This window comes from Streptomyces albus subsp. albus (genome assembly GCF_000719865.1).
Classification (GTDB): Bacteria; Actinomycetota; Actinomycetes; order Streptomycetales; family Streptomycetaceae; genus Streptomyces; species Streptomyces albus_E.
Genome location: NZ_JOID01000014.1, coordinates 33,932 through 60,399 on the forward strand (window position 1 = coordinate 33,932; position 26,468 = coordinate 60,399).

A 26,468-nucleotide genomic window follows, 5' to 3' on the forward strand; every position below is an offset into this window, starting at 1 on the left:
GGCTTGTCAACTACACCTGTAGTGAAGTCGTGGGAATCCATGGAGGGACCATGTCCCAGCCCCGAGCCGTCGTCATCGGCGCCGGAATCGGCGGGCTCACCGCCGCCGCCGCACTGCACCGCCACGGCTGGTCCGTGACCGTCCTCGAACGCGGTGCCGCCCTGGAGCCCGTCGGAGCGGGCATCGCGCTCGCGCCCAACGCCCAGCGTGCGCTGGACGTCATCGGCGCGGGCGACGACGTCCGCGCGATGTCCGCGTGGCAGGCGGGCGGCGGGCTGCGGCTGCCCGGCGGCCGCTGGCTCTCCCGTACGACGAGCGACGCGGCGGCCGAGCGCTTCGGCGGCCCGGTCGTGATCGCCCACCGCGCCGCCCTCGTCGACCTGCTGCGCTCCCGGCTGCCCGCCGGTTCCGTGCGGACAGGGGTCGCCGGGGAGGTCACCGACCCCGGCGGTCCGGACCGCCCCGCCCGCGTCACCGTGACCGCCGCGGGAGCCGGCGCCGCAGCCGGCCGGGACGGCGGTAGCTCCGCCCCGGCCGGGCCCACCGGCACGGAGGCGGCATCCCCGTCCGGCGCCGCGCCCCCCGCCGCGCTGGACGCCGAACTCGTCGTCGCCGCCGACGGCATCCACTCCGCCGCCCGGCGCGCCCTCTTCCCGGACGCGCCCGGGCCCCGCTACGCGGGGTTCACCGCCTGGCGCTTCGTCGCTCCCACGCCCGAGCAGCCCTTCGAGCCCCACGAGACCTGGGGCCGCGGCCGTCTCTGGGGGACGGTCCCGCTGCACGACGGCCGGGTCTACGCCTTCGCCACCGCCGCCGTCCCGGCCGGCGGCAGGGCGGCCGACGACGAGCGGGCCGAGCTGCTCCGGCTCTTCGGCGGCTGGCACCACCCCGTCCCGGCGCTTCTCGCCGCCGTCCCGCCGGGGGACGTCCTGCGCAACGACGTGTACGCCGCCGCGACCGCACTGCCCGCGTACCACCGCGGCCGGGTGGCCCTCGTCGGGGACGCCGCCCACCCCATGACACCCAACCTCGGCCAGGGCGGCTGCCAGGCCGTCGAGGACGCCGTCGTCCTCGCGCTCCTCACCGCCCGGGCGACGCCCGGCGGCCTTGCCGGCGGCACCGGCCCGGAGGACACCGTCCGCGCCCTGGCCGCCTATACGGAAGCCCGGCTGGACCGCACGATGGACGTCGTGCGGCGCTCCGGCCGCGTCGGCCGGCTCACCACCTGGTCGTCGGCCCCCGCCTGCGCCCTGCGCTCCGTCCTCTTCGCGGCCGCCGGCAAGCTCGGCTCCCGCCTGGTCCTGCGCAGCCTCGACGGCATCGCCGACTGGAGCCCGCCGCGTCCCCCGTATGCTGACCGCCCACGGAACCCTCCGGCCGTCCGGGGCCGGCGGGACGCAGGACACGAGGGACCGGGAGCAGAGCCTTGGTGAACACCTCCCCGCTCAGAGTCGGCTGCATCGGGCTCGGGGACATCGCGCGCAAGGCCTATCTGCCGGTGCTCGCCGCCCAGCCGGGCGTCGAACTCCACCTCCACACCCGCTCCCCGGAGACGCTGGCGCGGGTCGGCGACAGCCACCGCGTCCCGGAGCGGCAGCGCCACGCCACCCTGGACTCCCTCCTCGGAGCCGGCCCGGACGCCGTCTTCGTCCACGCGCCGACGAGCGCCCACGCCGGGATCGTCACCCGGCTCGTCGAGGCCGGGGTGCCGGTCTACGTCGACAAGCCGATCGCCTACCACTACGCCGACTCCGAGCGGATCGTCCGGCTGGCGGCCGAGCGGCGGGTCAGCCTCTTCGTGGGCTTCAACCGCCGCTTCGCACCCGGCTACACGCAGTGCCGCGACCATCCGCGCGACCTGATCCTGATGCAGAAGAACCGGATCGGCCTGCCCGAGGACCCGCGGACGTTCGTCCTGGACGACTTCATCCACGTCGTGGACACCCTGCGCTTCCTGCTGCCGGGCCCCGCCGAGCACGTCGACGTCCGCACCCGGGTCCGGGACGGGCTGCTCCACCACGCCGTGCTCCAGCTGTCCGGCGACGGCTTCACCGCCCTCGGCGTGATGAACCGGATGAGCGGCTCGGCGGAGGAGATCCTGGAGGTCTCCGGGCAGGACACCAAGCGCCAGGTGGCCAACCTCGCCGAGATCACCGACCACAAGGGCCAGCCCAGTGTGCGCCGCCGCGGCGACTGGGTGCCGGTCGCCCGGCAGCGCGGCATCGAGCAGGCGGCGCTGTTCTTCCTGGACGCCGTGCGCGCGGGCGAGCTGCTCACCGCCGAGGACGCCCTGGCGACGCATGAGCTGTGCGAACGGGTGGTGACGGCGGCGTCGGGGACGGGCGGCGGCGGGACGGCCGCCGGATGACCTCCCGGAGGCAGAACAGGGCGAGCGCCAAGACGGCTCCGTACACCGCCCAGTCACCGAAGCGCACATACGGGCTGGTGCCCCGGGCGAGCGGCACCTCGTAGACGGCGGCCGTGCCGCTGTCCGTGCCGAGCCGGACGCCGATCCGCTCACCGCGCGGCCCGTGCACCGCGCTGACCCCGGTCAGGGTCGCGTGCACGAAGGGCCGCCAGGTCTCCGCCGCGCGCAGCGCCGCCAGCGAGGCGTGCTGCCGCGGGGCCCAGCTCTCCTGGAACGAGGAGGTCGCCGACTGAGCGATCACCACCTCGGCGCCCTCGTGGACCAGATGGCGGCTCATGTCCGGGAACGCCGACTCGAAGCACACCAGCGGCCCGATCCGAAGCCGCTCGCCGGAGGCCCGCACGGGCGCGGGCGTCTCCGTCACCACCGGGGCGGTGCCGCGGCGGCGGTCCTCGGTCGCGGCCTTCCCCACGGAGGTGGCCCAGCCGAGCAGGGAGCGGGCCGGGACGTACTCGCCGAAGGGAACCAGCCGCATCTTGTCGTAGCGCTCCCCGGTCACCCCGTCCGGGCCGACCAGCACCGAACTCTTGTAGATCCCCGGCCGGTCGGAGCGGCGGGCGTCCACATTGACGAGGATCCCGGCGCCCACCTCGCGGGAGAGGGCCGCCAGCCGCCGTTCCAGGTCCGGGCGGTCCCGCAGGTCCCGGCCCACGCTGCTCTCGCCCCAGACCGCCAGGTCCACCCGGCGCCCCGCCAGCCGGTGGGTCAGTCCGGCCTCCCGGTCGAAGCGCCGGTCCACACTGCCCACCCCGTCGACGATCCCCGGCTGGACGAGGCCGATCCGGGCCTGCCCCGCGCGCTCCGGCAACGGCGCCGCCACCCAGGCCGCACCGGCCATCGCCGCGCACACCAGGACGCCCGCCAGCCCCGCACGGCGGGCGCCCGGCACCGCGATCAGTACGGCGAGCGCGGTGTTCACCGCCACCAGCAGCAGGCTCACCAGCCACACCCCGCCGAGCGAGGCCAGCCGCAGGGCGGGCGGCACCTGCCACTGCCCGGCGCCGAGCAGCCCCCACGGACCGCCCAAGTACTCCCAGGAGCGCACCAGTTCCACCATCAGCCACCCGGACGGCACCAGCACCAGGGCGGCCGCCACCGGACCGGCGCCGGGCCGGCCGGCCAGCAGCCGCCGCACCAGCAGTCCCCAGGGTGCCCAGAGCAGTCCCAGCAGCCCGGCCAGCAGCAGGATGAAGACATGCAGGCTCGGCATCAGCCAGTGGTGGACCGCCAGCAGGAAACCCGCGCCGCCCAGCCAGCCGTCGAGCGCCGCGCGGCGCCCCGTGGGGGCGGAGCGGATCAGCAGCAGCCACGGCACGAGGGCGGCGTACGCGAGCCACCACAGCCCCGGCGCCGGAAAGGTCAGGGCCGGCAGTGCCCCCGCCGCCAGTGCGGCGGCCCCCCGCCACCAGGGGGAGCCGAGTGGACTCCCCTTGCCGCCGCCCGTCACCCGCATGCGTCCTCCCTGCGTACCGGCCCGCTGCCGGTGTGCGGACAGTGTCCGGCACAGCGGCGGCGGGGGACAGCCCACCGTCTCCGTCCGGGTGTTCCCGCCGTGAACGGATGCACGCGCCCGTGCCGCACGGGTAAGGGGACCGGGCCGGTCCGGGGCGCGGCGTCTCAGGGCCGGGACGCCGGTACCAGTGCGTGGGGGAGCGGGGGCCGGTCCGGCTCCGCCGCGGCCCGGCCGCCCGTCGCCCCCTCCCGGCGCACCGTGAGCACGACCAGGCCGTACACGGTGACCACGGCGGCGGCAAGCACCGGCAGGGCTCCCGCCGCCCCGTAGCGGAAACCCTCGCCCAGCAGGGCGATACCGGCCGCCGAGGCCACCACCGGATTGACGACGGTCACCGTGGCCAGCGGCGCGGCCAGCCCGCCGTCCCGGTACGACGCCTGGGAGGCCAGCAGCCCGATCACCGCGAGCGCGGCCGTCACGGCGACGGCCGGCGTCCGCTCCACCAGGGCCGCCGGGCTCCAGTCGGCGGCCACGGTCTTGGTGAACACCGAGGCGGTCCCGAAGGCCGCTCCGGCCGCCGCCGCCATCAACGCGCTCCGCACCCCCGGCCGTTCGGTCCCCCAAGCCGTCACCACCAGCGCCAGGAAGACCACCAGGGTCACCACGGCCAGGGTCAGCTGGTCCGGGCCGCTCAGCGTCCGGGCCGGCCGTGCGGCGGTCAGCGCCAGCAGCCCGGCCAGTCCGGCGGACACCAGCAGGGCCCCGCGCCACCCGGTCCGGCCCGCCCGCCGGCCCACCCAGAGCGCGGCCAGCGGCAGCACGAAGACGAGCGTCAGCACGCCCAGCGGCTGGACGACCGAGAGCGGCCCGAACCCCAGCGCCAGGACGTGCAGCACCGAGCCCGAGCCGTTGAGCGCCACCGAGCCCCACCAACGGGTGCTCCGCCACAGCGGTTTCCGCCCGGGCGGCCCCGGCCGCCGGGCGGCCGCCGCGACCCGCTCCTGGAGGACGGCCGCGGCCGCGTAGCAGACGGCCGACACGGCGGCCAGGACGACAGACAGCACCAGGTCGCTCATGCCGGCCGCCCCCGGAGCGGTCCGCCGCGCGCCTGTCCCCGTCTGCCGTTGTCATCCATGACCCAAGACTTCCGGGTCCCGGCCGCGTTGTCGTCGTCCCACCGTGGTGACCGCGTGTACCGCCGGGGGAGTACGGCCGGGGCGCCGGTCAGCCCGGAGGGGGAGACCGGCGCCCCGGAGGGAACGCGGCGCGCGGTCCGGTGGGACCCTCAGGTCTCCGTCCCGGAGCGGGAGCCGGAGCCGGAGTCGGAGCCGGAGTCCGGCCCGGCCCCGGAGCCGCCCTGCCCCGCCCCGCCGCCGGAGCGCTCGAAGACCAGGCCGCCGTCGCCGGCCGCGACCCGCACCCCGCTGTGCGGGCTGAGTTCGCCGCGCAGCAGCATCCGGGAGAGGGTGTTGTCCACCTCCCGCTGGATCGTGCGGCGCAGCGGGCGCGCCCCGTACTCGGGCTGATAGCCGCGGTGCGCCAGCCAGTCGACGGCCTCCGGCGTGAACTCGACGCCGATGTCCTGGGCGTGCAGCCGCCGCCGGGTCTCGTCGAGCAGCATGTCGGTGATCCGCCGCAGCTGCTCGTCGGCGAGCCGGCGGAAGATGACGACCTCGTCGATGCGGTTGAGGAACTCCGGCCGGAAGTGCTCGCGCAGCGGGCGCAGGACGCGCTCCCGGCGCGCCTCCTCGTCGGTGTCCGCGCCGGGGGCCCCGAAGCCCAGGGAGGTGCCCTTGGTGATCGCCTCCGAGCCGAGGTTGCTGGTCATCACGACCACCGTGTTGGTGAAGTCCACCGTGCGGCCCTGGGCGTCGGTGAGCCGTCCGTCGTCCAGCACCTGCAGCAGCACGTTGAAGACGTCGGGGTGCGCCTTCTCCACCTCGTCCAGGAGCAGCAGCGAGTACGGGTGCCGGCGCACCGCCTCCGTGAACTGCCCGGCCTCCTCGTGCCCCACGTAGCCGGGCGGCGCGCCGACCAGCCGGCTGACGGTGTGCTTCTCCTGGTACTCGCTCATGTCGAGCCGGACCATCCGGTCCTCGCTGCCGAACAGCGCCTCCGCCAGCGCGCGGGCCAGCTCCGTCTTGCCGACACCGGTGGGGCCGAGGAAGAGGAAGCTGCCAATGGGGCGGTCGGGGCTGGCCAGCCCGGTGCGGGAGCGCAGCACGGCGTCGGCGACGGCGGTGACGGCCTCGTCCTGGCCGACGACCCGGTGGTGCAGGTGCTCCTCCAGGCCCAGCAGCCGGTCCTTCTCCTCCTGGGTGAGGCTGCTGACGGGGATGCCGGTCTGCCGGGAGACGACGTCGGCGATGTCCTCGACGGTGACCTCGGGGATCCGGCTGCCGGAGGGCTGCTTCTTCTTCTCCCGGCTCCGGCCCTCGGCGATCCGGCGCTCCACCTCCGCCATCCGGTCGCGCAGCTGGGTGGCGCGTTCGTACTCCTCGGCGGCGACCGCCTGGGCCTTGTCCAGGGCGAGCTGCTCGGCCTCCCGCTCCAGGGCGCGGACGTCGGTGCCGCGGGTGGAGGAGCGCAGCCGGACCCGGGCGCCCGCCTGGTCCATCAGGTCGATCGCCTTGTCCGGCAGGAAGCGGTCGGTGAGATAGCGGTCGGAGAGTTCGACGGCGGCGACCAGGGCCTCGTCGGAGTAGCGCACCTGGTGGTGCGCCTCGTAGCGGTCGCGCAGGCCGCGGAGGATCTCCACCGCGTCGGCGGTGTCCGGCTCGGGCACCATGATCGGCTGGAAGCGGCGGGCGAGCGCCGCGTCCTTCTCGATGTGCCGCCGGTACTCCTCCAGCGTGGTCGCCCCGATGACGTGGAGCTCGCCGCGGGCCAGGGGCGGCTTGAGCATGTTGCTCGCGTCCATCGGGCCGCTCTCGGATCCGCCGCCCGCGCCGACGACGGTGTGCAGCTCGTCGATGAAGATGATCAACTCGTCGGAGTGGGCCCGGATCTCCTCGATGATCCCGGTCAGCCGTTCCTCGAAGTCGCCGCGGTAGCGCGTGCCGGCCACGACACCGGCCAGGTCGAGCTGCATCACGCACCGGCCGAGGAGGACGTCGGGGACATCGCCGTCGGCTATGCGCTGCGCCAGTCCCTCGACCACGGCGGTCTTGCCGACGCCGGCCTCTCCGACCAGCACCGGGTTGTTCTTGCCGCGCCGGGCGAGCACCTCGATGGTCTGCTCGATCTGCTCCTCCCGGCCGATCACCGGGTCGATCCGCCCCTCCCGGGCCTGCTCGGTGAGGTCGCGGCCGTACTTGTCGAGGTTCGGGGTGTTCCGTTCCTGCGGCCCCGGAGGGCTCTGGGTGTGCTCGGGGGCTCCCGGCGCGGCCGTCGCGCCGTGCTGCGCGCCGTGGTTGGGGTCGAAGTGCGCGGCGTCCAGGATCTGCCCCGCCGCGGAGTCGCGGTTGATGGCGAGGGCCATCAGGACGTGCTCCGGGCCGATGTACGAGGCCCCGGTGGACCGGGCGACCTCGTGGGCGTCGAGCAGGGCGCGCTTGACGGCGGGGCTCACCGACACGGTGTTCCGCGGCGGGCCCTCGTCGGCGATCCGGTCGATCTCCTCGACGATCTCGTCCGGGTCGGCGCCGGCCCGCGACACCATGGCGCGGGTCGGTTCGGTGGTGAGGGCCGCCCGCAGCAGATGCTCCGTGTCCAGATCGGGGCTGCCGTGCTCGGCCGCGTACGTGGCCGCGCTGGACACGAGCCGCCTGGCCGGCTCGCTCATGAGGCGGCCGAAGTCCAGATACCGGGGACCGGGCGGCCGCCCGGCCGCCGCGGCGCCGAGGAAGCGCGCGAGGAAGTCTCCGATCGGGTCCCGGCCGTAGTCCTCCGGACCCGTGTATCCGCTGGTCATAGGCCATCCGTCCCGCCGGCCCACCACGTGCGGGGCCGGTCTGTCGTCGATCAGTGCGGCTTCTGCGCGGGTTTCCCGCTCAGCCGCGCCGACACCTCCGCCGGGCCGCCGATCCCGGTCCGGCCCGGCCGGGAAGCGCCGCGGGACGCCCCGGACGAAGAGGGCGGGAGGGGGCGGGAGGGGGCGGGAGGGGGCGGCCCTCTGCCGTCGCGGGGCCGGGCGTGGAAGAGTCCGCCCGGGGCACCGCCCGGGCGCCCCGCCGGGACGGGCCCCGGCGGGTGTGGCCCGGCGGCCGTGGCCCGGCGGGCCCGGGCCCCCGGCGCCCGTGCCCGGCCCGGAGGCGCGGGTCCGGGGGCGTGGCCCCGTCCTGCGACGGACCCCGTTGCCCGCGTGCACCGGCATCCGCTCCCGCCACCCCATCACCCCCGCCCTCACCCCCCACCCCCAGGAGACCGCGATGAGGACGCCCAGGACCCCCAGGATCCCGCGAGCCGCCCGGACACCCGCCGCCCACCGCACCCGGCGGGCCGGGAGCGGGCCGAGGACGCCGCGGACCCTCACCCTCGCCACCGCCCTGCTCGCCGGGGCGCTGCTCTCGGCCGCCACCGCCTTACCCGGGGTCGCCGGCTCCGCGCGGGCCGCCGCCCCCGGCCCGTCCGTCCGGCTGATCTCGGACACCCGGCTCGACGAGCGGGCCCTCTACTTCGTGTCGTACAACGGCCTCGTCAACAACAACTCGTTCCAGAAGAACGGCCTCCTCACCCACCGCGGCCACCAGTACGCCGCCTGGTACACCGCCGACCGCAGCGCCGTCATCGCCCGCCGCGCGCTCGGCACCACCGACTGGCACACCCTGACGCTCGACCACAAGCTGACCGCCGACGACTCCCACAACGTCATCTCCATGGGGGTCTCCGCGGCCGACGGCCGGCTGCACATCCTGATGGACTCGCACAGCGACGGGCTGTACTACGTCAAGTCGGAGGCCGGCCTGATGAGCGAACCCGCCGCGCGGGCCTGGCGGCGGGACGCCCTCGGCCCCGTGCAGAGAAGCCTCGACGGGCTGCGCCTCACCGAGCGGTTCACCTACCCGCAGTTCATCGCCGCGCCCGGCGGTACGCTCCAGCTCAGCTACCGCGCCGGGGTCTCCGGCAACGGCCGCAACGGCCTGGCCGAGTACGACGGCGGAAGCTGGCGGGCGCTCGGCGAGTGGAGCAGCTCCACCGGCACGTACACCGGCGAGCACGGCTCCAGCACCACGCGCAACATGTACCTGCACGGCATCGACTACAGCGCCGACGGCACCCTGCACGCCTTCTACACCTGGCGGGAGGGGAACAGCGCCGTCCTGTGCGCCGGCGGCGGGCTCACCAACCACGACACCGGCTATGTCCGCTCCACCGACCGGGGCCGCACCTGGCGCAACGCGGCCGGCACGGTCGTGGGGACCACCGGCGGCGGCGACCGGGTCGCGGTCGGCGACCCCGGAACCATCGCCGACCCGCTGGGCCCCGACCACGCGCTGATGAACCAGGAGAGCCAGGCCACCGACTCGCGGAACCTCCCGCACGCGGTCATCAGTTACGTCCCCGGCCGGTTCGGCCGGTGCAGCACCGACTACGTCCGCGACCGGGTGGACCACGGCCGGGCCTTCCACGTCCGCCGCGACGCCGCCGGCACCTGGCACAAGACGGAGATCCCGGAGCCCCTGCGGTCCAGCCAGCGCACCAAGCTCGCCTTCGACGGCCACGACAACGCCTACGCGATCCTGCCCTTCGGCCGGATCGCCGCCGCCTCCGCCGCCTCCGGCTGGACCGACTGGAAGGTCCTGTACGACGCGAGCGGGCTGAACGCCTTCGGCGAGGTGGTCCTCGACGAGACCCGGCTCGCCCGGGACGGCGTGCTCTCCTTCCTGTACCAGGAGAGGTCCACCGGGACCACGCCCTCGCCCCTCCACGTCATCGACTTCGCCCTGCCCGGCTGAGCGGGCCCGCGCCCCGCACCGGCGCCGGAGTCCCGCAGCCCCGGACGGCGGCATCACCGGCCGTCCCGGGCCGCGCCCGGCCGGGGACCGTGAGAGCGTTGACGGGCACGGCGGGGGTACCCGCACCGTACGGCGCGCCCCCGTGCGGGCACGACACAGCCGGTCACGCGAAGGAGCGTCGGGTCATGACCCTGCTCGATCCCCTGGCCTGGAGCGGCCAGGGCTGGACCGGAAGCTGGGAACGGCTGTCCGGCGGCGAGATCCCGGTCAAGGAGCCGGCCACCGGCGAGATCATCGGCAACTCCGGCTTCGCCGACGCCGCCGACATCGGCCGCTCCGCCGAGGCCGCGGCCGCCGCGCAGCCCGCGTGGGCCGCCGCCCCGTTCCACGAACGCGCGGCGGTACTGCGGCGGGCCGGCGACCTCTTCTACTCCGGTGCCGGGGAGATCGGCGACTGGCTGGTCCGGGAGGGCGGCAACGTCCCCGGCAAGGCGGAGTTCGAGATCCATGTGGCGGCCCAGGAGTGCTACGAGGCCGGGGCCCTCGCCTCCCGCCCGCCGGGGCAGCTGCTGCCGACCGAGGTGCCGCGCCTGTCGTTCACCCAGCGCGTCCCGGTCGGCGTCGTCGGCGTGATCGCCCCGTTCAACGCGGCGCTGATCCTGGCGATCCGTTCCGTCGCGCCCGCGCTGGCGCTCGGCAACGCCGTGGTGCTGAAACCCGATCCGCGCACCCCCGTCTGCGGCGGGTTCGCCATCGCCCGGGTCTTCCAGGAGGCGGGCCTGCCGGCCGGGCTGCTGCACGTCCTGCCCGGGGCGGCCGAGGCCGGACAGGCGATGGTGGAGCATCCCCGGGTGCCCGTGATCTCCTTCACCGGCTCCACCGCGGCCGGGCGGGCCGTGGGGGAGACCGCGGGCCGCCACCTCAAACGCGCCCATCTGGAACTCGGCGGCAATTCCGCCCTGGTGGTGCTGCCCGACGCGGATCTGGACGCGGTGGTCTCCTCCGCCGCCTGGGGCTCCTTCTTCCACCAGGGTCAGATCTGCATGACCACCGGCCGCCACCTGGTCCACGAGTCCGTCTACGACGAGTACGTCCGGCGGCTCGCCGCCAAGGCCGAGGCCATGACCGTCGGGGACCCCGCCCGGGAACCGGCGGTCCACCTCGGCCCGCTGATCGACGAACACCAGCGGGACCGGATCCACGGGCTCGTGAACGACAGCGTGCGGGCGGGCGCGCGGCTCGCGGCCGGCGGCACCCACGAGGGCCTCTTCTACCGGCCCACCGTCCTCGCCGACGCCGGCGACACCCCCGCCTACGACCAGGAGGTCTTCGGGCCCGTCGCCCCGGTGCGGTCCTTCCGGGACGAGGACGAGGCCGCGGCCCTCGCCGCCGCCTCCGAGTACGGCCTGTCCCTCGGCATCGTCACCCGCGACGCGGCCCGCGGCCTGGAGCTGGCCCGCCGCATCCCGACCGGGATCGTGCACATCAACGACCAGACGGTCAACGACGAGGCCGTGGCGCCCTTCGGCGGGGTGGCCGCCTCCGGCACCGGCTCCCGCTTCGGCGGTGACGCCAACCTCGATGCCTTCACCAGCCTTCGCTGGCTCACGGTCCGCTCCACGACGGCGGCCTATCCGTACTGAACCGCGAGCCGTACCGAGCCGCGCCGGGGCGTACCGGGACGGACGACGGCCCCGTCCGTCCGGCAGGCAGCCGGACGGACGGGGCCGTCGTGGACCTGGAGGCAACCGGGCCTCAGCCCGCGCCGTTCCCGGCTCCGCCGAGCCGGACCGGCAGGCCGCGGTGGCCGTTGGAGATGAAGGACGCCACGGGCCGCAGTTCGTCCTCCGCGCAGCCGAGCTCCATCTCCGGGAAGCGCTCGAAGAGGGCCGGCAGCGCGATCTGCGCCTCCAGCCGGGCCAGCGGAGCGCCCAGGCAGAAGTGCACGCCGTGCCCGAAGGCGAGGTGCTCCTTGTCGGCCCGGGTGAGGTCGAACCGGTCGGCGTCCGCGCCGTGCGCCTTGGGGTCGCGCCCGGCCGCCGCGTAGGCGGCGAGGATCGCGTCCCCCTTCTTGATGGTGACGTCACCGGCCCGGATGTCCTCGACCGCGTAGCGCAGCGGCAGGCTCGCGACCGGGGACTCGACGCGCAGCGCCTCCTCGATCACGTCGTCCCAGGACGCCCGGCCCTCGCGGACCAGGGCCCGCTGCTCCGGGTTGGTCAGCAGCAGGTGGATCGCGTTGTCCAGGAGGTTGACCGTGGTCTCGTGCCCGGCGCTGATCACCAGCAGCAGGGTGTCGATCAGCTCCGGCTCGGTCAGCCGGGAGCCGTCCTCCTCCCGGGCGGCGATGAGCAGACTGGTCATGTCGTCGCCCGGCTCGCGCCGCTTCAGGGCGACCAGTTCGCTGAGCAGCGTGTGGACGCCCTCGAAGGTGGCGGCCACCTCCGCCGCGTCCGCGGTGGTGTTGAAGATGCTGTCCACGAGGGTGCGGAACCGCTCCCGCATCCCCTCGTCCTCGACGCCGAACAGCTCGCAGATGACCTGGATCGGGATCGGGTAGCAGTACTCCTCCCGGAGGTCCGCCACCTCGCCCGCCGGCACGGCCGCGAGCTTGTCGAGCAGACCGGAGGTCAGCTCCTCGATCCGGGGACGGAGCGCGCCCGTGCGGCGGGCGGTGAACGCCGGGGCGACGAGCTTGCGCAGCCGCCGGTGGTCGGCACCGTAGGCGGTGAACATGTTCGTCACCGCGACCCAGGTGAACAGCGGCCACTCCGGGGTTATCTCCCCGTTGATCCAGGCCGGCCAGTGCTGCCGCGGGTCCTTGGAGACCCGCGGATCGGTCAGCAGTTCCTTGAGCAGGGTGGGGTCACTTACTGCCCACGCCACCACCTCGCCAGGGAGTTCCACCAGCGCGACCGGCCCCCGCTCCCTGATACGGGCTGCCTCACCGTGGATGTCGCTGCCGGAAGGATCGATGACGACGGGGCGGGTTGTGGTGTCCATCCACTGTCTCCATTTTTCTTGTCTGCGACCGCGGGTGAGGCGACCGGAGGAAAGCGAACCGGAAGGGCGGCCAGTGCCCGGTGGAAGGGCCCCGGACGCCAACTCAACTGCTCTACCCCGACTGCGAGTTCGACATCCGGAAGACGATCGAGAAGTTTTTCGACCGCGACGGCCGCGATCAGCCGGGCCGGGTCCTTGGCCGGGCAGCCGTGCGGTCCGGCGCTCCACGCGAGATGCGCGCGGTTGCCGCCGCGGCGATCGGAGACCAGCGTGGGATCGGTGTTCGCGGCGGACAGGCTGACGAGCACGGGCTCTCCCGGGCGCAGCGTGTGACCGCCGAAGTCCTGCTCGTGCAGCGGGTAGTGGACGCAGTAGTTCGCCATGGGCGGGTCGTGCCACAGCACCTCGTCGAGTGCGTCCTCGACGGGCATGCTGCCGCCCGCGAGGTCGCCGGCGAAGCGGTCGTCGGAGAGGAGCAGCCGCAGGCCGTTGCAGATCAGGTTCTGCTGCGGCTCGGTTCCCGCGCCCATCAGCAGGATGAGCTGGTGCATCATCTCCTCGTCGGTGAGCGCCGAGGGATGGGCCATCATCCAGGACGTCACATCCGGCCCCGGCTCGGCCCGCTTGAGGGCCACCAGCCCGGCGACGGCCTCCAGGAGCAGCTGGTTGGCCTTCTCCGCGTCGGCCTCCGAGTCGAAGATCCCCGACATGCCCTCGACCAGCTTGGACCCGATGTCGGGCGGGCAGCCGAACAGCCGCTCGAAGACCAGCAGCGGGAGGCGCGCGCCGTACTCGGCCAGCAGATCGGCCTCGCCCCGGGGGCCGAAGCGGTCGATGAGGGTGTCGGCGCTGTGCTCGACGTAACCGCGCAGGGCGTTGGGGTCCACCCGGTCGAGACTGTCGGTGATCGCGCCGCGCAGCCGCGCGTGCTCCGCCCCGTCCGTCCACAGGGCGTTCGGCCGGTACATCATCATCGGGACGACCGGGCTGTCCGGCGCGACGGTCCCCTCGGCGAGGGCGCGCCAGCGCCGCGAGTCCTTGGAGAAGCGCTCCGGGCTGCGGAGCACGTCCAGGGCCCCCTCGTAGGAGGTGACCAGCCACGCCTCGACGCCCTCGGCGAGCTCCACCGGGGCGACGGGGCCGTAGGTCCGCAGCCGCGCGTAGGCGGCCTCCGGGTTGGCGGCGAACTCGGGGCCGTAGAGGCGCTCGACCCCGCTCCGGGCCCCGCCGGCGGCCGGCTTCGCGCCGGTCTCCCCGGCGTGCACCGGGCAACCGGGCGGCGGCGGCTGGGTGTCGGACCCGGATGGTTGAGTGGTCACATGGGCTCCTGCGCGAGACGGGTCTGGAGGTACTGGACGAGAGCGATCAGAGCGTGCGTGGAGGAGATCCGGTCCCGGGCGTCACAGGTCACCAGCGGGGTCTCGGGGAGCAGGTCGAGCGCTTCCCGTATCTCCGCGTCGGGATAGGAGGGGGCGTCGTCGAAGCGGTTGACCGCCACGGCGTACGGCACCGCGTGCTCCTCCAGCAGCCCCATGACGTCGAAGGACTGGTCGAGTCTGCGGGTGTCGGCGAGCACCAGCGCGCCCAGGGCGCCGTGGGTCATGTCCCGCCAGAGCCGGGTGAAGCGCTTCTGCCCGGGCGCCCCGAACAGATAGAGCACCAGCTCCTCGCTGAGCGTCAGCCGGCCGAAGTCCATCGCCACGGTGGTCGTGGTCTTCTGCGGGACCCCCGCGAGGTCGTCGATGTGGGCACCGGCCTCCGACAGCGTCTCCTCGGTGCGCAGCGGCCGGATCTCCGAGAGGGTGCCCACGAAGGTGGTCTTGCCGACGGCGAAGTGCCCGACAACGAGGATCTTGGCCGCGGTGCTGACCGTATCGGGGAGATAGACGTGGTCAGAGGCGAGCGCGGAGCCCATCGAGCACCTCCTGCAAGAGCTGGGCCTGGGGGAGTTGAGCCCTGGGGACGGGGGCCCGGGTGGTGATGTGGCCGCTGTCGATCAGATCGCTGAGCAGCACCTTGACGACACTGACCGACAGCTCCAGATGGCCCGCCACCTCGGCGACCGACAGCGCGCCGCCCCGGCAGAGCTCCATCAGGCGCTTCTTCTCCGGGCTCAGCCCGCTCAGCGGCCGGTCGTTCATCGCCATGACCAGGGTGACTAAATCCAGCGTGTTGCGCGTCGGGTGCGCCCGGCCGTCCGTCACCACATACGGGCGCACGAGTCCCCGCTCCCTCCTGCGGGGCGGGTTCACGCCGGGCCGCCGGCGTGGGAGACCGCGTCGTGCCGGGGCGGACTGGTCAGCTCCTTGCCCAGGCGGTCGACGAGCTTGTGCATGCGGTAGGTGACAGCCTCCATGTCCACGTCCGGGGAGGCGGAGACCGCGAGGTAGGCACCCGTGCCGGCGGCGATCAGGAAGACGTAGCCGCTGGAGAACTCGACGAGGGTCTGCTGCCAGGGGGATTCGTCCCGGGCGCAGAACTCGGCCGTGCTGCGGCTGATCGACTGGAGCCCGGAGAGCGCCGCGGCCTGCCGGTCGGCCTCGTCGCGGGTGATGCCCTCGGAGTGGGCCCGGAGCATGCCGTCGGCGGAGAGCAGGATGGCGTGCCGGGCTTCCGGCACCTTCAGCACCTCGTCGAGCATCCAGCCCAGTTCATTGGCCGTACGGGGGTTCATCGCTGGGGGGTCCCTTCATCGTCCGGAGAGGAGAGACGGCCGGAACGGGTGCCGCGCGCGAAGGCACCCATGCGGGAGGCGGTCTCGTGAGCCGGGCGGGCCGGGGCCGGCTCGGCGCCCGGCTGCGCCGCGACAGGGGCGCGGGTGGCGGCGACGTGCTCCGGCACGGGCTCCCGGCGGCGGCGCTTGGGCAGCCCGAGGGCCGTGGAGGCGGGCGCCGGCTCGGGCTCCTCCGGTGGTGCGGACGCGGCCGGCGCGGGTGCCGGGGCGGGGGCCGCCTCCGGCGCGGCGGGCGCGGGCGCGGCGGTGACGGCGGCGGGAGCGGCGGCCGGGGCGGCGGCCACGGGCCCGGTCCGCTCGCCCGCCGCGTCGGGGGTCTCGGTGATCACGCTGGTGAGCAGCTCCTTCGGGAGGAACAGCACGGCCCGGACACCCCCGTAGGGTGACTGGGTGTCGACGGAGACGCTGAACCCGTACCGGGCCGCGAGGACGCCGATCACGGCGAAGCCGAACTGGGGCGGGTCGCCGAGCCGGTTGATGTCGATGTCCTGGCGGCCGGAGAGCAGCAGGGTCGCCTTCTGGATCTCCCGGTCGTCCATGCCGACACCGGCGTCGTCGATCACGATGGCGGTGCCGTTGTGCGCGGCCCGGAGGGTCACCTCGACCTGGGTGTTGGGCTGTGAGTGGCGCGCGGCGTTGTCGAGGAGTTCGGCGACGGCGAGCACCACCGGTTCCACGGCCCGGCTCACCACGGCCAGGTCGACCTGCGCGTGGACCTCCACCCGGCGGTAGTCCCGGATCCGGCCCTTGGCGCCGCGGACGACGTCGACCAGCGAGGAGGCGGCGCGCTGCCGGCCCGGCCAGGACCCGCACAGCACCGCGATGCCCTGGGCACGCCGGCCGAACTGGGCGTTCGCGTGGTCGATCTCCAGCAGGTCCTGGAGGACGTGTGGATTGTCGTGGTGGTCCTGCATGTCGGTGATGGCGAGCTGCTGCTCGTTGGCCAGACCCTGCAGGGCGCGCATCGACGCCTTGAGCGCGGCCTTGGCCGACTGGTCGGCGCGGGTCCGGGCCCGGTCGGCGGCGCCCGTGAACAGGTCGATCACCGTCTGCAGGCTCTCGGCGAAGGCGGTGCCTTCGAGCCGGTCGTGGAGCAGCCCCGGCATGGGGCCCGGCTGGGCCTGGGAGGATTCCATCGCGGGGAGGCGGACCTCCACCAGATGCCGGGCCTCTTGGTCACGGGCGCGGAGACCGTCCTCCAGTGCTGTCGCGTGCCTGCGCAGGGCCTTGGTGATCCCCCGCTGGCGGACCAGCAGGACCAGGGCGGCGAGCAGACCGGCGACCAGGCACCAGAAGACCGCCTCCGGTGCGTATTGAGTCATCGGATCCTCGTTGCTTGGGGGGCGAGGGAAGACCGGGGGAGATGCGACGACGGGAGAGCCGCCGGTACGGGGTCCGTCCGGATCCGGACAGGGGCACCGGCGGTCGGCACACGGGACAGGTGGGCCCCGCAGTCGGCGTCCGCCACGGAAGCGCTGATGTGTTCATCATCTTAATCATGGATCGACGTGCCAAGTGGCCAGGGGTTTTGTAAAGTTGACGTGCAGACAGACCGTGACAGCCGGTGCTGCGACGGGGTGGTGAAGGGCCTGACCGGAGCCCTTTCCCCGGTGTCGCGACGGGATGATCCGGACGGTTCCGGGAGGAATACCGGCCACATCCGGAAGGCCGCCCTCCGGTGACGGTCACGGACGGCGAACCCCTGCACGCGGCCCCGCCGGCCGGTGTGACCGGGGACACGGAACCCCGCCGGCGGAGGCCCTCCGCGGGGCTGCCCTCCCGGACCGGGGATACTGCGCCCATGCGCATCGACTTCGATCCCGCCGCCCTCGGCAGAACTCCGTTCTACAAATTCATGAACGCGGTGGTCGTGCCCCGGCCGATCGCCTGGATCTCCACGACGTCGGCGGACGGCGTCGACAATCTTGCCCCGCACTCCTATTTCACCGTCTCCTGCATCGACCCGCCGATCGTGCAGTTCACCTCCGTCGGCCGCAAGGACTCGCTCAACAACATCGAGGCGACCGGCTCGTTCGTGGTCAACCTCGCCCCGGAGCACCTCTTCGAGCAGATCAACGCCACGTCCACCGACTTCCCGCCCGGCATCAGCGAGTTCGACGCCGTGGGCATCGCCCGTGAGCCCAGCACGCGGGTCAAGCCGCCCCGGGTGGCCGCCTCCCCGGCCGCGCTGGAGTGCGAGCTGCACAGCACCGTCCGGCTCGGCGACAGCACAGTCGTGTTCGGCCGTGTGGTGCACGCCGCGGTCTCCGACAGCGTGCTCGTCGACGGACACCCCGAGGTGACGAAGATGCGGCCGCTCACCCGGCTCGGCAAGGACGAGTGGGGAACCATGGGCGAGCTGCTGGAGATCACCCGTGTCCCCTACGCGGAGTGGCGCGACGGCGCGGGCCGCACCGGCGGCGCCGGCTGACGGCACCCGGCTTCCGCTCCGGGCGCCCGGCGTACCAGGCGCTCCGGGCGGGTCCGGACACGGTGAGGCCGTCCCGGGCGGGGCGCGGCCCGGGACGGCCTCACGTCGGGGGCGGCGGCGCGGCCGCCGGGGCTCAGCCGCCGTTCACCAGCTCCAGGTAGCGGTCCCAGTCCCAGTGCGGGCCGGGGTCGGTGTGGCTGTTGCCGGGCACCTCGGTGTGCCCGACGATGTGCTCGCGGTCCCTCGGGATGCCGTGGGTGTCGCAGAGATGAGCGGTCAGGGCGGCCGAGGCCCGGTACATGGCGTCGGTGAACCAGGTGGCGTCGGCCACGTAGCCCTCGTGCTCGATGCCGAGGGAACGGGGGTTGGCGTCGCGGGCGTGCCAGGCGGTGTCCCCGTCCCGCACCGTCTGCGTCACCTCGCCGTCCGACGAGCGGACGACGTAGTGGGCGCTGACCCGCGAGGCCGGGTTGCGGAACCAGTCGACGGTGCCGGCGTACGTTCCCTGGGCGACATGGACGACCACCATGTCGATCGCGGCCGAGCGGCCTTCGCGGTAGTTGCCGGGGTGGGCGGGGATCCAGCGGGCGGACGGGTAGTCCGGGCCGTGGGTCTCCGGCTCGTGCGAAGGCGCCTGCGAAGGCTCCCGCGAGGGCTCACGAGCGGGCGGGCGGACGTCCGTGTAGCGGCCGCGCTCGGGCCGCACCCGCTGCCCGGGAGTGATGACCGGTTCGCCCTCGCTGGTGCGGGCGCGGACCCCCTCCTCCAGGATCTCGTAGACGGTGTCGGCGTAGAAGCGGCCCAGCCGGTGGTCGTCCGGGCTGCCGTACCGGGCGACGGCCGGATACCAGGCCGCGGCCCGGTCCCGGTCGCGCTCCTCCACGCCCGTCCGGTCCGCGTACGACTCCAGCACGGCGGCGCCGCCGCGGATGTTGGCCGCGGTGTCGTGGCGCAGTTCCCGCTCGGAGGCGCCGGTGAGATCGGCCGCCTCCTGGAGGGTGTGCCGCCGGGGGCTGCTCACCAGGTGCATCACCCCGTAGCCGCCGGCGTGGCTGGGCTCGCCGTCGTGCCCGTCCAGCCGGGTCTCCCCGAAGGCGACGGCCACGAGCAGGTCGCGCGGTACGCCGTACTCCTCCGCGGCGCGTGAGAAAGCCCGGTTCACCGGCCCGGGCCCGGTCTCCGGGGCCGCCGCGGCGGAGGGAGCGGTGAGGGCGAGGGCCGTGGCGGCGGCGATGCCGAGCAGGGCCTTGCGTCCGCGTTTCCGCGGGAGGGTGCCGGGGCGCATGGGGCGTTTCCTCTCTGTTCCACCGGCCGGGCGGGAGAGGAAGGGGGAGGGCCCGCCGGGCCGGTCGGCGCGTGCGGGTCCGCACGCCGTGGCTGACGCAGGTCATTACACGACGCTTCGTCCCGGTATCGCCGGGCGGCGCGCACGGCCGCGGCCCCGGTGTCCCGCGCACGGACGCAGCACCGGGAAACGGAAACGGCCGTCCCGCGCCGGAGGGCACGGAACGGCCGCCGCTGCGCGGGCCGCGCGGATCAGCCGGCGGACTCGCCCGCGAGGGGGTCGAGGACATCGGTACCGATCAGCACGAAGAGGATGGCGCCGAGGGCTATCCGGTAGATCACGAAGGGCATGAAGCTCTTGGTGGTGATGAACTTCATGAACCAGGCGATCACGGCATAGCCGACCACGAAGGCGACGATCGTGGCCAGGATCGTCGGCCCCCAGGAGACGTGGCTGTCGCCACCGATCTCCTTCAGCTCGTAGGCACCGGAGGCCAGCACCGCCGGAATGGCCAGCAGGAACGAGTAGCGGGCCGCGGCCTCGCGGGTGTAGCCCATGAAGAGGCCGCCGCTGATCGTCGCGCCGGACCGGGAGACGCCGGGGATCAGCGCCATGGCCTGGCAGAAGCCGAAGATCAGGCCGTCGCGGACGCCGAGGTCCTTCAGGGTCTTGCGCTCCCTGGCGACCCGGTGCCGGCCGCCCGTCTCGTCGCGGGCCGCCAGCCGGTCGGCGATCCCCAGGACGATGCCGAGCACGATGAGGGTGGTGGCGATCAGCCGCAGATCGCGGAACGGCCCCTCGATCCAGTCCTTGAGGGTCAGGCCGAGCACACCGATCGGGACGGAGCCGACGATCACCAGCCAGCCCATCTTGGCGTCCTGGTCGGAACGCATCTCCTTGTCGGTCAGCGACCGGGTCCAGGCGGAGAGGATGCGCCCGATGTCCTTCCGGAAGTAGATCAGCACCGCGGACTCGGTGCCGATCTGGGTGATCGCGGTGAAGGCCGCTCCGGGATCCTGCCAGTTGGCGAAGGCCGCGGTGAGCCGCAGATGCGCACTGGAGGAGATGGGAAGGAACTCGGTCAACCCCTGGACGAGCCCGAGGATGAGTGATTCGAACCAGGACATGGAGCTTGTGCCACCCAAGGAAGGATCATGTGCTGACCGCTGGAGCCGCGGCTCGGGTCAGGAAGACGGAATGCCGGACAGGATGCGTTGCTCGATAGGCGCAGGGGAGGGCGGCGGCGACCGGTGATCGCGCGCCGACCCGGGGCAGCGTAGCGCCCCCGGGTGAACACGTGTCGGGCGGCCGGGGCCCGGGGGAGGACCGGTGGCCCCCGGTGGGAGGCGGGTGGCGCCCGCGGCTCAGGCGGAGCGCAGCCGTCCGCGTTTGCGCCAGGCGACGACCAGGGCGGTGAGCCCGCTCAGCGCGATGAACCCCATCGCGATCAGGAAGGCCGGCGAGGTCGGGGTGGCGGCACGGCTGCCGGCGATCACGTAGGCGGCGGTGTTGGGGATGCTGCCCAGACCGGTGGCGAGCAGGAACGGCAGCAGCCGCGTCCGGGACACCGCGGCGCAGTAGTTGGCCGCCGCGAAGGGCACCCCGGGGAAGAGGCGCACCGCGAGGACGGAGCGGAAGCCGTGGTCGCTGAGCTGCCGGTCGGCCGCCGCCAGCCAGCGGCCGCGCAGCAGCGGCCGCAGGGCGTCCCGGCCCAGGGAGCGGCCGAGGACGAAGGCGATGCCCGCGCCGATCACCGTGCCGGCGATGGCGGCCATCAGTCCGAACTGCGAGCCGAACAGGGCACCCCCGGCCAGATTCAGCACCGGACGGGGCAGCAGTGCCGCCGTGCACAGCCCGTAGGCGGCGGCGAAGAGCGCCACGGCGCCACCGCCGGAGACCCGCGGCGGCCAGCCGGCGGTGAGGAGTCTGTGCGGCTCCAGCAGGGCGACGGCCGTCGCGGCGCAGCCGACGATGACCACGAGCAGGACGAGCCGCGACCACGGGGAGAGCAGGACCCTGGCCGTACGAGCGGGGAGACCGAGGGGCTGTGGGGCGGGGTGGTGCATGCGGGGAGCCTAACCGAACACCCGTGGTGATCGCCTCACAAGTGTGCTCCAGGGACGGCGAGAAGAAGTGCCGTCGCCGCCAAATCCGGTGGACGGGCGCACGGTTCGGCCGGGATGCTGGTCGCATGGTCCGGCACACCTTCTTCCCGGTCGGGTCCGCGGTCGCGGACCCTCCGAAGGCTGCCGTCGATCACCTTCCTGCCGGTGCCGGTGCCGGTGCCGCGCCGGCCGTCGCGGCCCCTGCCGCCACAGCTCCCGGCGGCGCCCGAAGCTGACCCTTCCCGGATCGTCCGGCGGACCCCGCAGGGGGAGGGTCGGCAGGCCGAGGGGTCCCGCTTCCACTCCGCACATCCGGGGATGAACCATGCCCAAGCAGGCATATGTCCGCACCAAGCCGCACCTGAACATCGGCACCATGGGCCATGTCGACCACGGCAAGACCACCCTCACCGCCGCGATCACCAAGGTCCTCAGCGAGCAGGGCTCCGGCTCCTTCGTGCCGCTCGACCGCATCGACCGGGCGCCCGAGGAGGCGGCGCGCGGCATCACCATCAACGTCGCGCACGTCGAGTACGAGACCGGCACCCGGCACTACGCCCACGTCGACATGCCCGGCCACGCCGACTACGTCAAGAACATGGTCACCGGGGCCGCCCAGCTCGACGGGGCGATCCTCGTCGTCTCGGCGCTCGACGGGATCATGCCGCAGACCGCCGAGCACGTCCTGCTCGCCCGGCAGGTCGGGGTCCGGCACATCGTCGTCGCGCTCAACAAGGCGGACGCCGGTGAGCCGGAGCTGACCGACCTGGTGGAGCTGGAAGTGCGCGAACTGCTGTCCGCGCACGGCTTCCCCGGCGACACCACTCCCGTCGTCCGGGTCTCCGGGCTGCGGGCGCTGGAGGGCGACCCGCGCTGGACCGCCGCGATCGAGGCGCTCCTCGACGCGGTCGACACCTACGTGCCGACGCCGGACCGCGTCACCGACGCGCCGTTCCTGCTCCCGGTGGAGAACGTCCTGACCATCACCGGGCGGGGAACGGTCGTCACCGGCGCCGTCGAGCGCGGCCGGGTACGGATCGGGGACCGGGCCGAGGTGCTCGGCGCCGGGCTGGAGAGCGTCGTCACCGGGATCGAGACCTTCGGCAAGCCGATGGAATCGGCCGAGGCGGGCGACAACATCGCGCTGCTGCTGCGCGGGGTGCAGCGCGACGCGGTCCGCCGCGGGCACGTCGTCGCCGCGCCCGGCAGCATCACCCCGCGGCGGCGGTTCACCGCGACCGTGCGCGTGCTCTCCGCCGCCGAGGGCGGCCGCAGCACGCCGGTGACCGGCGGCTACCGGCCGCAGTTCCACATCCGCACCGCGGACGTGGTCGGCGAGCTCGGCCTCGGCGGGGCGGCCGTCGCCCTGCCGGGCGAGACGGTCACCGTGACCGTGGAGCTCGGGCGCGCGGTTCCGCTGGAGCCCGGCCTCGGCTTCGCGATCCGTGAGGGCGGCCGCACGGTCGGCGCCGGCACGGTGACGGCCGTCGCGGAGTAGGCGCCCCCGCCCGCGGGCGGATGACGGAGGGCCCGGCCCCACGGGCCGTCCGTCACCGCCCGCGGTCCGGGCCTCTCTCGCAGCCCTGGCCCGCGGCCGGAACGCCGCCGGCCGGGGGGCGGCACAATGGGCGGGTGGACGAGCCGATACCGGTGACCCGGGCCGTGGACCACGGCACGGCGAAACTCATGCCCGACACCGACCGGCCGCGCGCCTGGCTGCTCACCGTGGACGGCGCGCCGCAGTCGTACGTCGACCTCGACGCGCCCGAGCACCTGGAGTTCGAGTACGCGCGGCGGATCGCGCACGTCCTCGACACCGCCCGCGCGGGCGCGGAGGACGCCCGGGCCGGAGCGCCGCCCGACGTGCTGCACCTCGGCGGCGGCGCGCTCTCGCTGCCCCGCTACGTCGCGGCGACCCGCCCCGGCGCCCGGCAGACCGTTGTCGACGCCGACCGGGCCCTGCTCCGCCTCGTCACCGACCACCTGCCGCTCCCCCCGGACAGCGGTGTCGAACTCCACGCCGCCGACGCCCGCGCCTGGCTGGAGAGCGCACCCCCGGCGGCGTACGACGTGCTGGTCGCCGACGTGTTCGGCGGCTCCCGGGTGCCCGCGCACCTCACCTCCGTCGAATACGTCCGCGCGGCCGCCCGGGTGCTGCGCCCCGGCGGGGTCTACACGGCCAACCTCGCCGACGCGGCGCCGTTCGGCTTCCTCCGCTCCCAACTGGCCACGCTCGGGGACGTCTTCGAGCATCTCTGCCTGATCGCCGAACCCGCCGTGCTGCGCGGCCGGCGGTTCGGGAACACCGTGCTGGCCGCCTCCCGCGAGGAACTGCCGGTGGCGGAACTCGCCCGGCGCTGCGCCGCGGACCCCTTCCCCGCCCGGGTCCGGCACGGCGGAGCGGTGGCGCGGCTGACCGCCGGCGCGGCCGTGGTGCGGGACGGGGCGGCCGCGCCGTCACCCGTTCCGCCGGAGGGCGCCTTCAGCGTCGGCTGACCGCGCACCCGTGGCCGCCCGCGGTCACCGCCCCGTCACCGGGACCCGCGCTCGCCGGCCTTCCCCGTCCCGCCGGTTTCCCCGCTCTCTCCGCGGTCCCCGGCTCCGGAGCGCGGTACGGGACCCGGGACCGCCGGTACGGGACCGGCGGCCGGGCCCGCGAGGACATCCGCCGGCGGCCCGTGCCCGCCGTGTTCCCGGCGGGTCAGCCGCCGTACGTCCGGCACCGTCAGCACGGCCGCCGTCAGCAGGACGATCAGCGCCGAGCAGCCCCACAGCGCCGCGCTCCGCCCGAACACGCCGGCCACCGGGCCCGCGAGCGCCACCGCGACCGGCACCATCGCGACCGAGCCGAACATGTCGTAGGACGACACGCGCGACAGCTTCTCCTCCGGGATCTCCTGGTGCAGGGCCGTCATCCAGGTGACCCCGAAGACCTCGATCGAGATGCCCGTCACGAACATCACCGCGCTCAGCGCCGGGGCGGAGACCGGAACCGCGAGCGCCGCCGAGGGCAGGGCCAGCACGAACACCGACAGCGCCCCCGTGAGCAGCAGGCGCCGGGGTTTCCAGCGGGTCATCAGCAGGGCGCCGAGGACCGTGCCGGCGCCGAGCGCCGCCAGGGCGAGGCCCCACGGCCGGGCGCCGCCCAGATGCTCCTCGGCGACCAGCGGCCCGTAGACCGCCTCCGCCGCGCCGATGACCGCGTTGACCACCGCGAACTGGAGGACGACGCTCCACAGCCAGGGCCGCGCGGAGACCTCCCGCCAGCCCTCGCGCAGATCGGACACCAGGCCCCGCCCGGGGGCGCGTTGGGGCATCCCGCGCAGATCGAGGAAGGCGCGGAGCGCGGCGGCCACGGCGAAGGCCGCGCCGTCCAGGACCAGCACCCAGCCGGGGCCGGCCGCGGCGACGAGTACGCCGCCGAGGGCCGCGCCCCCGATGTTCGCCCCGTTCACGCCCATCCGGAAGAACGCGAAGGCGCGCCCCGCCTGTTCACCGGTAACGCTGGAGAGCAGCATGCCCTCCGCGGCCGGGGCGAAGAACGCGTGACCGGTTCCGCCGAGGGCGGACAGCAGCATCATCTGCCACAGCCCCGGCTCGCCGGTGAGCACCAGCAGCCCGAAGGCGCCCTGGGAGAGGCAGTTGAGCAGGTTGGCCGCCACCATCACCCGGTGCCGGGGCAGCCGGTCCGCCACGGCACCGCCGACGAGGAGGAAGAGGACGAGCGGGACCGTGCGGGCCGCGGCGACGAGCCCCACGTCCGTACCGCTGCCGCCCGCTTCGAGCACCGCGAACGCCGCCGCGACCAGGGCCCCTGAGCTGCCGAGGCCGGTGACCACGGCGGCTGCGGTCAGCAGGCCGTAGTTGCGGCCCGTCCACGCGGGGCGGGCGGGGCGGCGCGGTGCGCGGGGTGGCGGCATGGCCGGATCCTCGGCGTGATCGCGCCCGTCCCGCCGGTGGTTCCCACCGGCGGGACGGGCGGCGTACGGCGGGCCGCGGTCGGCGGCTCAGGACGGTTCGGGGCGGCTCAGGAGGATTTGAGCGGCCGCAGCGTTTTCATGATTTTCTTGATGGTCGCGTCCGCGAGCTCGTCCTCGACGCCCTTGGCGGCGTAGAGGCACCAGATCGCGTAGTCACCGTTCTCCGCCTTGTAGGCGACGGTGTACGCCTTGCCGTCCGAGGAGCACTTGTTCTCCTTCTTCACCCCGGTGACCGTGGCGGAGGCGGTGTAGCCCTCGAGGCCGTGCTCACTGGTGAAGGGCTCCGCCTTCGTCACCTTGCGGGTGCCGGTCTCGTCCTGGTCGAAGGCGGCGAACACCCAGACCTCGGCGGCCGTCTCGGCGGCGTTCTGCAGGCTCTTGGCGCCCTGGGCGCCCTTGGTGCCGACGCCCGCCAGATCGGAGGTGTCGTCCCCGACGGTGCACCAGTCCTCTCCGTAGAAGGCCGGCGCGCTCATCATGATGACGGGCTTGGGGATGTCTTCCTTGCTGTTGGCGTCCTCGAAGCCGATGGAGAGGGTCGGGGACTCGACCTTCCACTCCGAGGGGACGTCGAAGGCGTTCTGGCGCTTGGCGCTGACGACGGTCTGCCAGCCGTCGATCACGGGCTCGACCGCGGGGTTGCCACCGCGCGGGTTGTCGATATCGCCGCCGGGCTCCTCGCTCTCGGTGGGGGACGGCGAAGCGGACACGGACTTCTCCGGCCCCGGGTCGCCGCCCGCCTTCTGCTCGTCGTCACCGCCCAGGACCAGGAAGCCGGTGACTCCGGCGGCGATCAGGACCGCGAGTGCCGCGCCGATCGCGACGAGCTTCGTCTTCTTGCCGTCGTCGGGCGCCTTGGGAGCACCGGGCGTCCCGGGCGTTCCGGGCGCCGCCCACTGAGCGGTCGGCTGCTGGTACGGATTCGGCTGCTGGTACCCCGGCTGCTGGTACGGGCTCGGCTGCTGGAATCCCGGCTGCTGATAGGGATTCGGCTGCGGTTGCCCCGGCTGCTGGTACGGATTCGCGTTCGGGTCCTGCGGGTTCTGCTCGCCCCCGGGCGGCTGCTGTCCTGGCCACATGGCCGTAACCATAGAGCCGCCGGGCACCGGGCTGCCACGCCGGTCCGGACAACGGCACCCGCGCACCGTGCGC

General features: G+C 74.2%; 21 protein-coding genes. 7 read left to right on the forward strand and 14 right to left on the reverse strand.

What is annotated here, in order from left to right:
• Positions 1 to 50: 50 nt before the first annotated feature.
• Together IF83_RS0115215 and IF83_RS0115220 are read left to right on the forward strand one after the other, a co-directional pair.
• Positions 51 to 1,433: an FAD-dependent monooxygenase gene (locus IF83_RS0115215; RefSeq protein ID WP_078843499.1), complete on the forward strand. Its 1,383-nt coding sequence runs from the start codon at positions 51 to 53 to the stop codon at positions 1,431 to 1,433.
• A complete protein-coding gene (locus IF83_RS0115220) occupies positions 1,427 to 2,368 on the forward strand; it encodes a Gfo/Idh/MocA family protein (RefSeq protein WP_244177086.1) in 942 nt (313 codons plus the stop codon). The genes IF83_RS0115215 and IF83_RS0115220 overlap by 7 nt, the downstream gene beginning before the upstream one ends.
• On the opposite strand, the gene lnt is transcribed toward IF83_RS0115220, so the two are convergent.
• The 3 genes from lnt to IF83_RS0115235 form a co-directional block, all read right to left on the reverse strand.
• Positions 2,274 to 3,881 carry an apolipoprotein N-acyltransferase gene (gene lnt / locus IF83_RS0115225; RefSeq protein ID WP_030544715.1) on the reverse strand — a complete coding sequence of 536 codons (1,608 nt, stop codon included), beginning with the start codon at positions 3,879 to 3,881 and terminating at the stop codon, positions 2,274 to 2,276. The genes IF83_RS0115220 and lnt overlap by 95 nt on opposite strands.
• 164 nt (positions 3,882 to 4,045) lie before the next feature.
• Positions 4,046 to 4,957: a DMT family transporter gene (locus IF83_RS0115230; protein WP_051722797.1), complete on the reverse strand. Its 912-nt coding sequence runs from the start codon at positions 4,955 to 4,957 to the stop codon at positions 4,046 to 4,048.
• Positions 4,958 to 5,166: 209 nt separating this feature from the next.
• A complete protein-coding gene (locus tag IF83_RS0115235; RefSeq protein WP_078843500.1) occupies positions 5,167 to 7,794 on the reverse strand; it encodes an ATP-dependent Clp protease ATP-binding subunit in 2,628 nt (875 codons plus the stop codon).
• 457 nt (positions 7,795 to 8,251) lie between these two features.
• On the opposite strand from IF83_RS0115235, the gene IF83_RS0115240 reads away from it, so the two are divergent.
• Positions 8,252 to 9,778, forward strand: coding sequence for a BNR repeat-containing protein (locus IF83_RS0115240; protein WP_078843515.1), 1,527 nt, complete (start codon positions 8,252 to 8,254; stop codon positions 9,776 to 9,778).
• Between the two features lie 185 nt (positions 9,779 to 9,963).
• Positions 9,964 to 11,421 carry a benzaldehyde dehydrogenase gene (locus tag IF83_RS0115245; RefSeq protein WP_030544719.1) on the forward strand — a complete coding sequence of 486 codons (1,458 nt, stop codon included), beginning with the start codon at positions 9,964 to 9,966 and terminating at the stop codon, positions 11,419 to 11,421.
• Positions 11,422 to 11,533: 112 nt separating this feature from the next.
• Here the strand turns inward: IF83_RS0115245 and IF83_RS0115250 are convergent, their stop codons facing one another.
• The 6 genes from IF83_RS0115250 to IF83_RS0115275 are packed head-to-tail and all read right to left on the reverse strand — an operon-like array spanning position 11,534 to position 16,837.
• Positions 11,534 to 12,667 (reverse strand): cytochrome P450 family protein, encoded by a 1,134-nt coding sequence (locus IF83_RS0115250; protein ID WP_244177092.1) that lies wholly within the window; start codon positions 12,665 to 12,667, stop codon positions 11,534 to 11,536.
• Positions 12,649 to 14,100 (reverse strand): cytochrome P450, encoded by a 1,452-nt coding sequence (locus IF83_RS0115255; protein ID WP_244177087.1) that lies wholly within the window; start codon positions 14,098 to 14,100, stop codon positions 12,649 to 12,651. Before IF83_RS0115255 ends, IF83_RS0115250 begins: the two co-directional genes overlap by 19 nt.
• Positions 14,097 to 14,696 carry a GTP-binding protein gene (locus IF83_RS0115260; protein ID WP_030544722.1) on the reverse strand — a complete coding sequence of 200 codons (600 nt, stop codon included), beginning with the start codon at positions 14,694 to 14,696 and terminating at the stop codon, positions 14,097 to 14,099. The genes IF83_RS0115255 and IF83_RS0115260 overlap by 4 nt, the downstream gene beginning before the upstream one ends.
• Positions 14,674 to 15,000: a DUF742 domain-containing protein gene (locus IF83_RS0115265; protein ID WP_037680103.1), complete on the reverse strand. Its 327-nt coding sequence runs from the start codon at positions 14,998 to 15,000 to the stop codon at positions 14,674 to 14,676. Before IF83_RS0115265 ends, IF83_RS0115260 begins: the two co-directional genes overlap by 23 nt.
• 29 nt (positions 15,001 to 15,029) lie before the next feature.
• Complete coding sequence (locus IF83_RS0115270; protein ID WP_030544724.1) at positions 15,030 to 15,455, reverse strand: roadblock/LC7 domain-containing protein; 426 nt, start codon at positions 15,453 to 15,455, stop codon at positions 15,030 to 15,032.
• A complete protein-coding gene (locus tag IF83_RS0115275; protein ID WP_030544725.1) occupies positions 15,452 to 16,837 on the reverse strand; it encodes an ATP-binding protein in 1,386 nt (461 codons plus the stop codon). The genes IF83_RS0115270 and IF83_RS0115275 overlap by 4 nt, the downstream gene beginning before the upstream one ends.
• A gap of 479 nt (positions 16,838 to 17,316) precedes the next feature.
• Between IF83_RS0115275 and IF83_RS0115280 the strand changes: the two genes are divergently transcribed.
• Complete coding sequence (locus IF83_RS0115280; RefSeq protein WP_030544726.1) at positions 17,317 to 17,946, forward strand: flavin reductase family protein; 630 nt, start codon at positions 17,317 to 17,319, stop codon at positions 17,944 to 17,946.
• A gap of 133 nt (positions 17,947 to 18,079) precedes the next feature.
• Here the strand turns inward: IF83_RS0115280 and IF83_RS0115285 are convergent, their stop codons facing one another.
• The 3 genes from IF83_RS0115285 to IF83_RS0115295 form a co-directional block, all read right to left on the reverse strand.
• Positions 18,080 to 19,231, reverse strand: coding sequence for an N-acetylmuramoyl-L-alanine amidase (locus IF83_RS0115285; RefSeq protein ID WP_030544727.1), 1,152 nt, complete (start codon positions 19,229 to 19,231; stop codon positions 18,080 to 18,082).
• A gap of 251 nt (positions 19,232 to 19,482) precedes the next feature.
• Entirely contained in the window at positions 19,483 to 20,358 is an 876-nt protein-coding gene (locus IF83_RS0115290; protein ID WP_030544728.1) for an undecaprenyl-diphosphate phosphatase, read from the reverse strand.
• A 237-nt stretch (positions 20,359 to 20,595) separates the two neighbouring features.
• On the reverse strand, positions 20,596 to 21,297 hold the full coding sequence (locus tag IF83_RS0115295) for a TVP38/TMEM64 family protein (RefSeq protein ID WP_030544729.1): 702 nt from the start codon (positions 21,295 to 21,297) through the stop codon (positions 20,596 to 20,598).
• A gap of 364 nt (positions 21,298 to 21,661) precedes the next feature.
• Here IF83_RS0115295 and tuf point away from each other — a divergent pair, with 364 nt between their 5' ends.
• Positions 21,662 to 22,834 carry an elongation factor Tu gene (gene tuf, locus IF83_RS0115300; protein ID WP_030544730.1) on the forward strand — a complete coding sequence of 391 codons (1,173 nt, stop codon included), beginning with the start codon at positions 21,662 to 21,664 and terminating at the stop codon, positions 22,832 to 22,834.
• A gap of 134 nt (positions 22,835 to 22,968) precedes the next feature.
• The gene (locus tag IF83_RS0115305; RefSeq protein ID WP_030544731.1) at positions 22,969 to 23,832 is read left to right on the forward strand and encodes a spermidine synthase; all 864 of its coding nucleotides are present in this window, start codon (positions 22,969 to 22,971) and stop codon (positions 23,830 to 23,832) included.
• A gap of 35 nt (positions 23,833 to 23,867) precedes the next feature.
• On the opposite strand, the gene IF83_RS0115310 is transcribed toward IF83_RS0115305, so the two are convergent.
• Together IF83_RS0115310 and IF83_RS0115315 are read right to left on the reverse strand one after the other, a co-directional pair.
• Positions 23,868 to 25,256, reverse strand: a complete 1,389-nt coding sequence (locus IF83_RS0115310; protein WP_030544732.1) for an MFS transporter — start codon at positions 25,254 to 25,256, stop codon at positions 23,868 to 23,870.
• Between the two features lie 107 nt (positions 25,257 to 25,363).
• Entirely contained in the window at positions 25,364 to 26,395 is a 1,032-nt protein-coding gene (locus IF83_RS0115315) for a membrane protein (protein WP_030544733.1), read from the reverse strand.
• Positions 26,396 to 26,468: the final 73 nt, after the last annotated feature.

Excerpts from the sequence above, each read along its gene's own strand:
- IF83_RS0115215 (WP_078843499.1), top strand. The coding sequence starts at position 51 with ATGTCCCAGCCCCGAGCCGTCGTCATCGGCGCCGGAATCGGCGGGCTC.
- lnt (WP_030544715.1), bottom strand. The coding sequence starts at position 3,881 with ATGCGGGTGACGGGCGGCGGCAAGGGGAGTCCACTCGGCTCCCCCTGG.
- IF83_RS0115230 (WP_051722797.1), bottom strand. The coding sequence starts at position 4,957 with ATGAGCGACCTGGTGCTGTCTGTCGTCCTGGCCGCCGTGTCGGCCGTC.
- IF83_RS0115235 (WP_078843500.1), bottom strand. The coding sequence starts at position 7,794 with ATGACCAGCGGATACACGGGTCCGGAGGACTACGGCCGGGACCCGATC.
- IF83_RS0115240 (WP_078843515.1), top strand. The coding sequence starts at position 8,252 with ATGAGGACGCCCAGGACCCCCAGGATCCCGCGAGCCGCCCGGACACCC.
- IF83_RS0115245 (WP_030544719.1), top strand. The coding sequence starts at position 9,964 with ATGACCCTGCTCGATCCCCTGGCCTGGAGCGGCCAGGGCTGGACCGGA.
- IF83_RS0115260 (WP_030544722.1), bottom strand. The coding sequence starts at position 14,696 with ATGGGCTCCGCGCTCGCCTCTGACCACGTCTATCTCCCCGATACGGTC.
- IF83_RS0115270 (WP_030544724.1), bottom strand. The coding sequence starts at position 15,455 with ATGAACCCCCGTACGGCCAATGAACTGGGCTGGATGCTCGACGAGGTG.
- IF83_RS0115275 (WP_030544725.1), bottom strand. The coding sequence starts at position 16,837 with ATGACTCAATACGCACCGGAGGCGGTCTTCTGGTGCCTGGTCGCCGGT.
- IF83_RS0115280 (WP_030544726.1), top strand. The coding sequence starts at position 17,317 with ATGCGCATCGACTTCGATCCCGCCGCCCTCGGCAGAACTCCGTTCTAC.
- IF83_RS0115285 (WP_030544727.1), bottom strand. The coding sequence starts at position 19,231 with ATGCGCCCCGGCACCCTCCCGCGGAAACGCGGACGCAAGGCCCTGCTC.
- IF83_RS0115290 (WP_030544728.1), bottom strand. The coding sequence starts at position 20,358 with ATGTCCTGGTTCGAATCACTCATCCTCGGGCTCGTCCAGGGGTTGACC.
- IF83_RS0115295 (WP_030544729.1), bottom strand. The coding sequence starts at position 21,297 with ATGCACCACCCCGCCCCACAGCCCCTCGGTCTCCCCGCTCGTACGGCC.
- tuf (WP_030544730.1), top strand. The coding sequence starts at position 21,662 with ATGCCCAAGCAGGCATATGTCCGCACCAAGCCGCACCTGAACATCGGC.
- IF83_RS0115310 (WP_030544732.1), bottom strand. The coding sequence starts at position 25,256 with ATGCCGCCACCCCGCGCACCGCGCCGCCCCGCCCGCCCCGCGTGGACG.
- IF83_RS0115315 (WP_030544733.1), bottom strand. The coding sequence starts at position 26,395 with ATGTGGCCAGGACAGCAGCCGCCCGGGGGCGAGCAGAACCCGCAGGAC.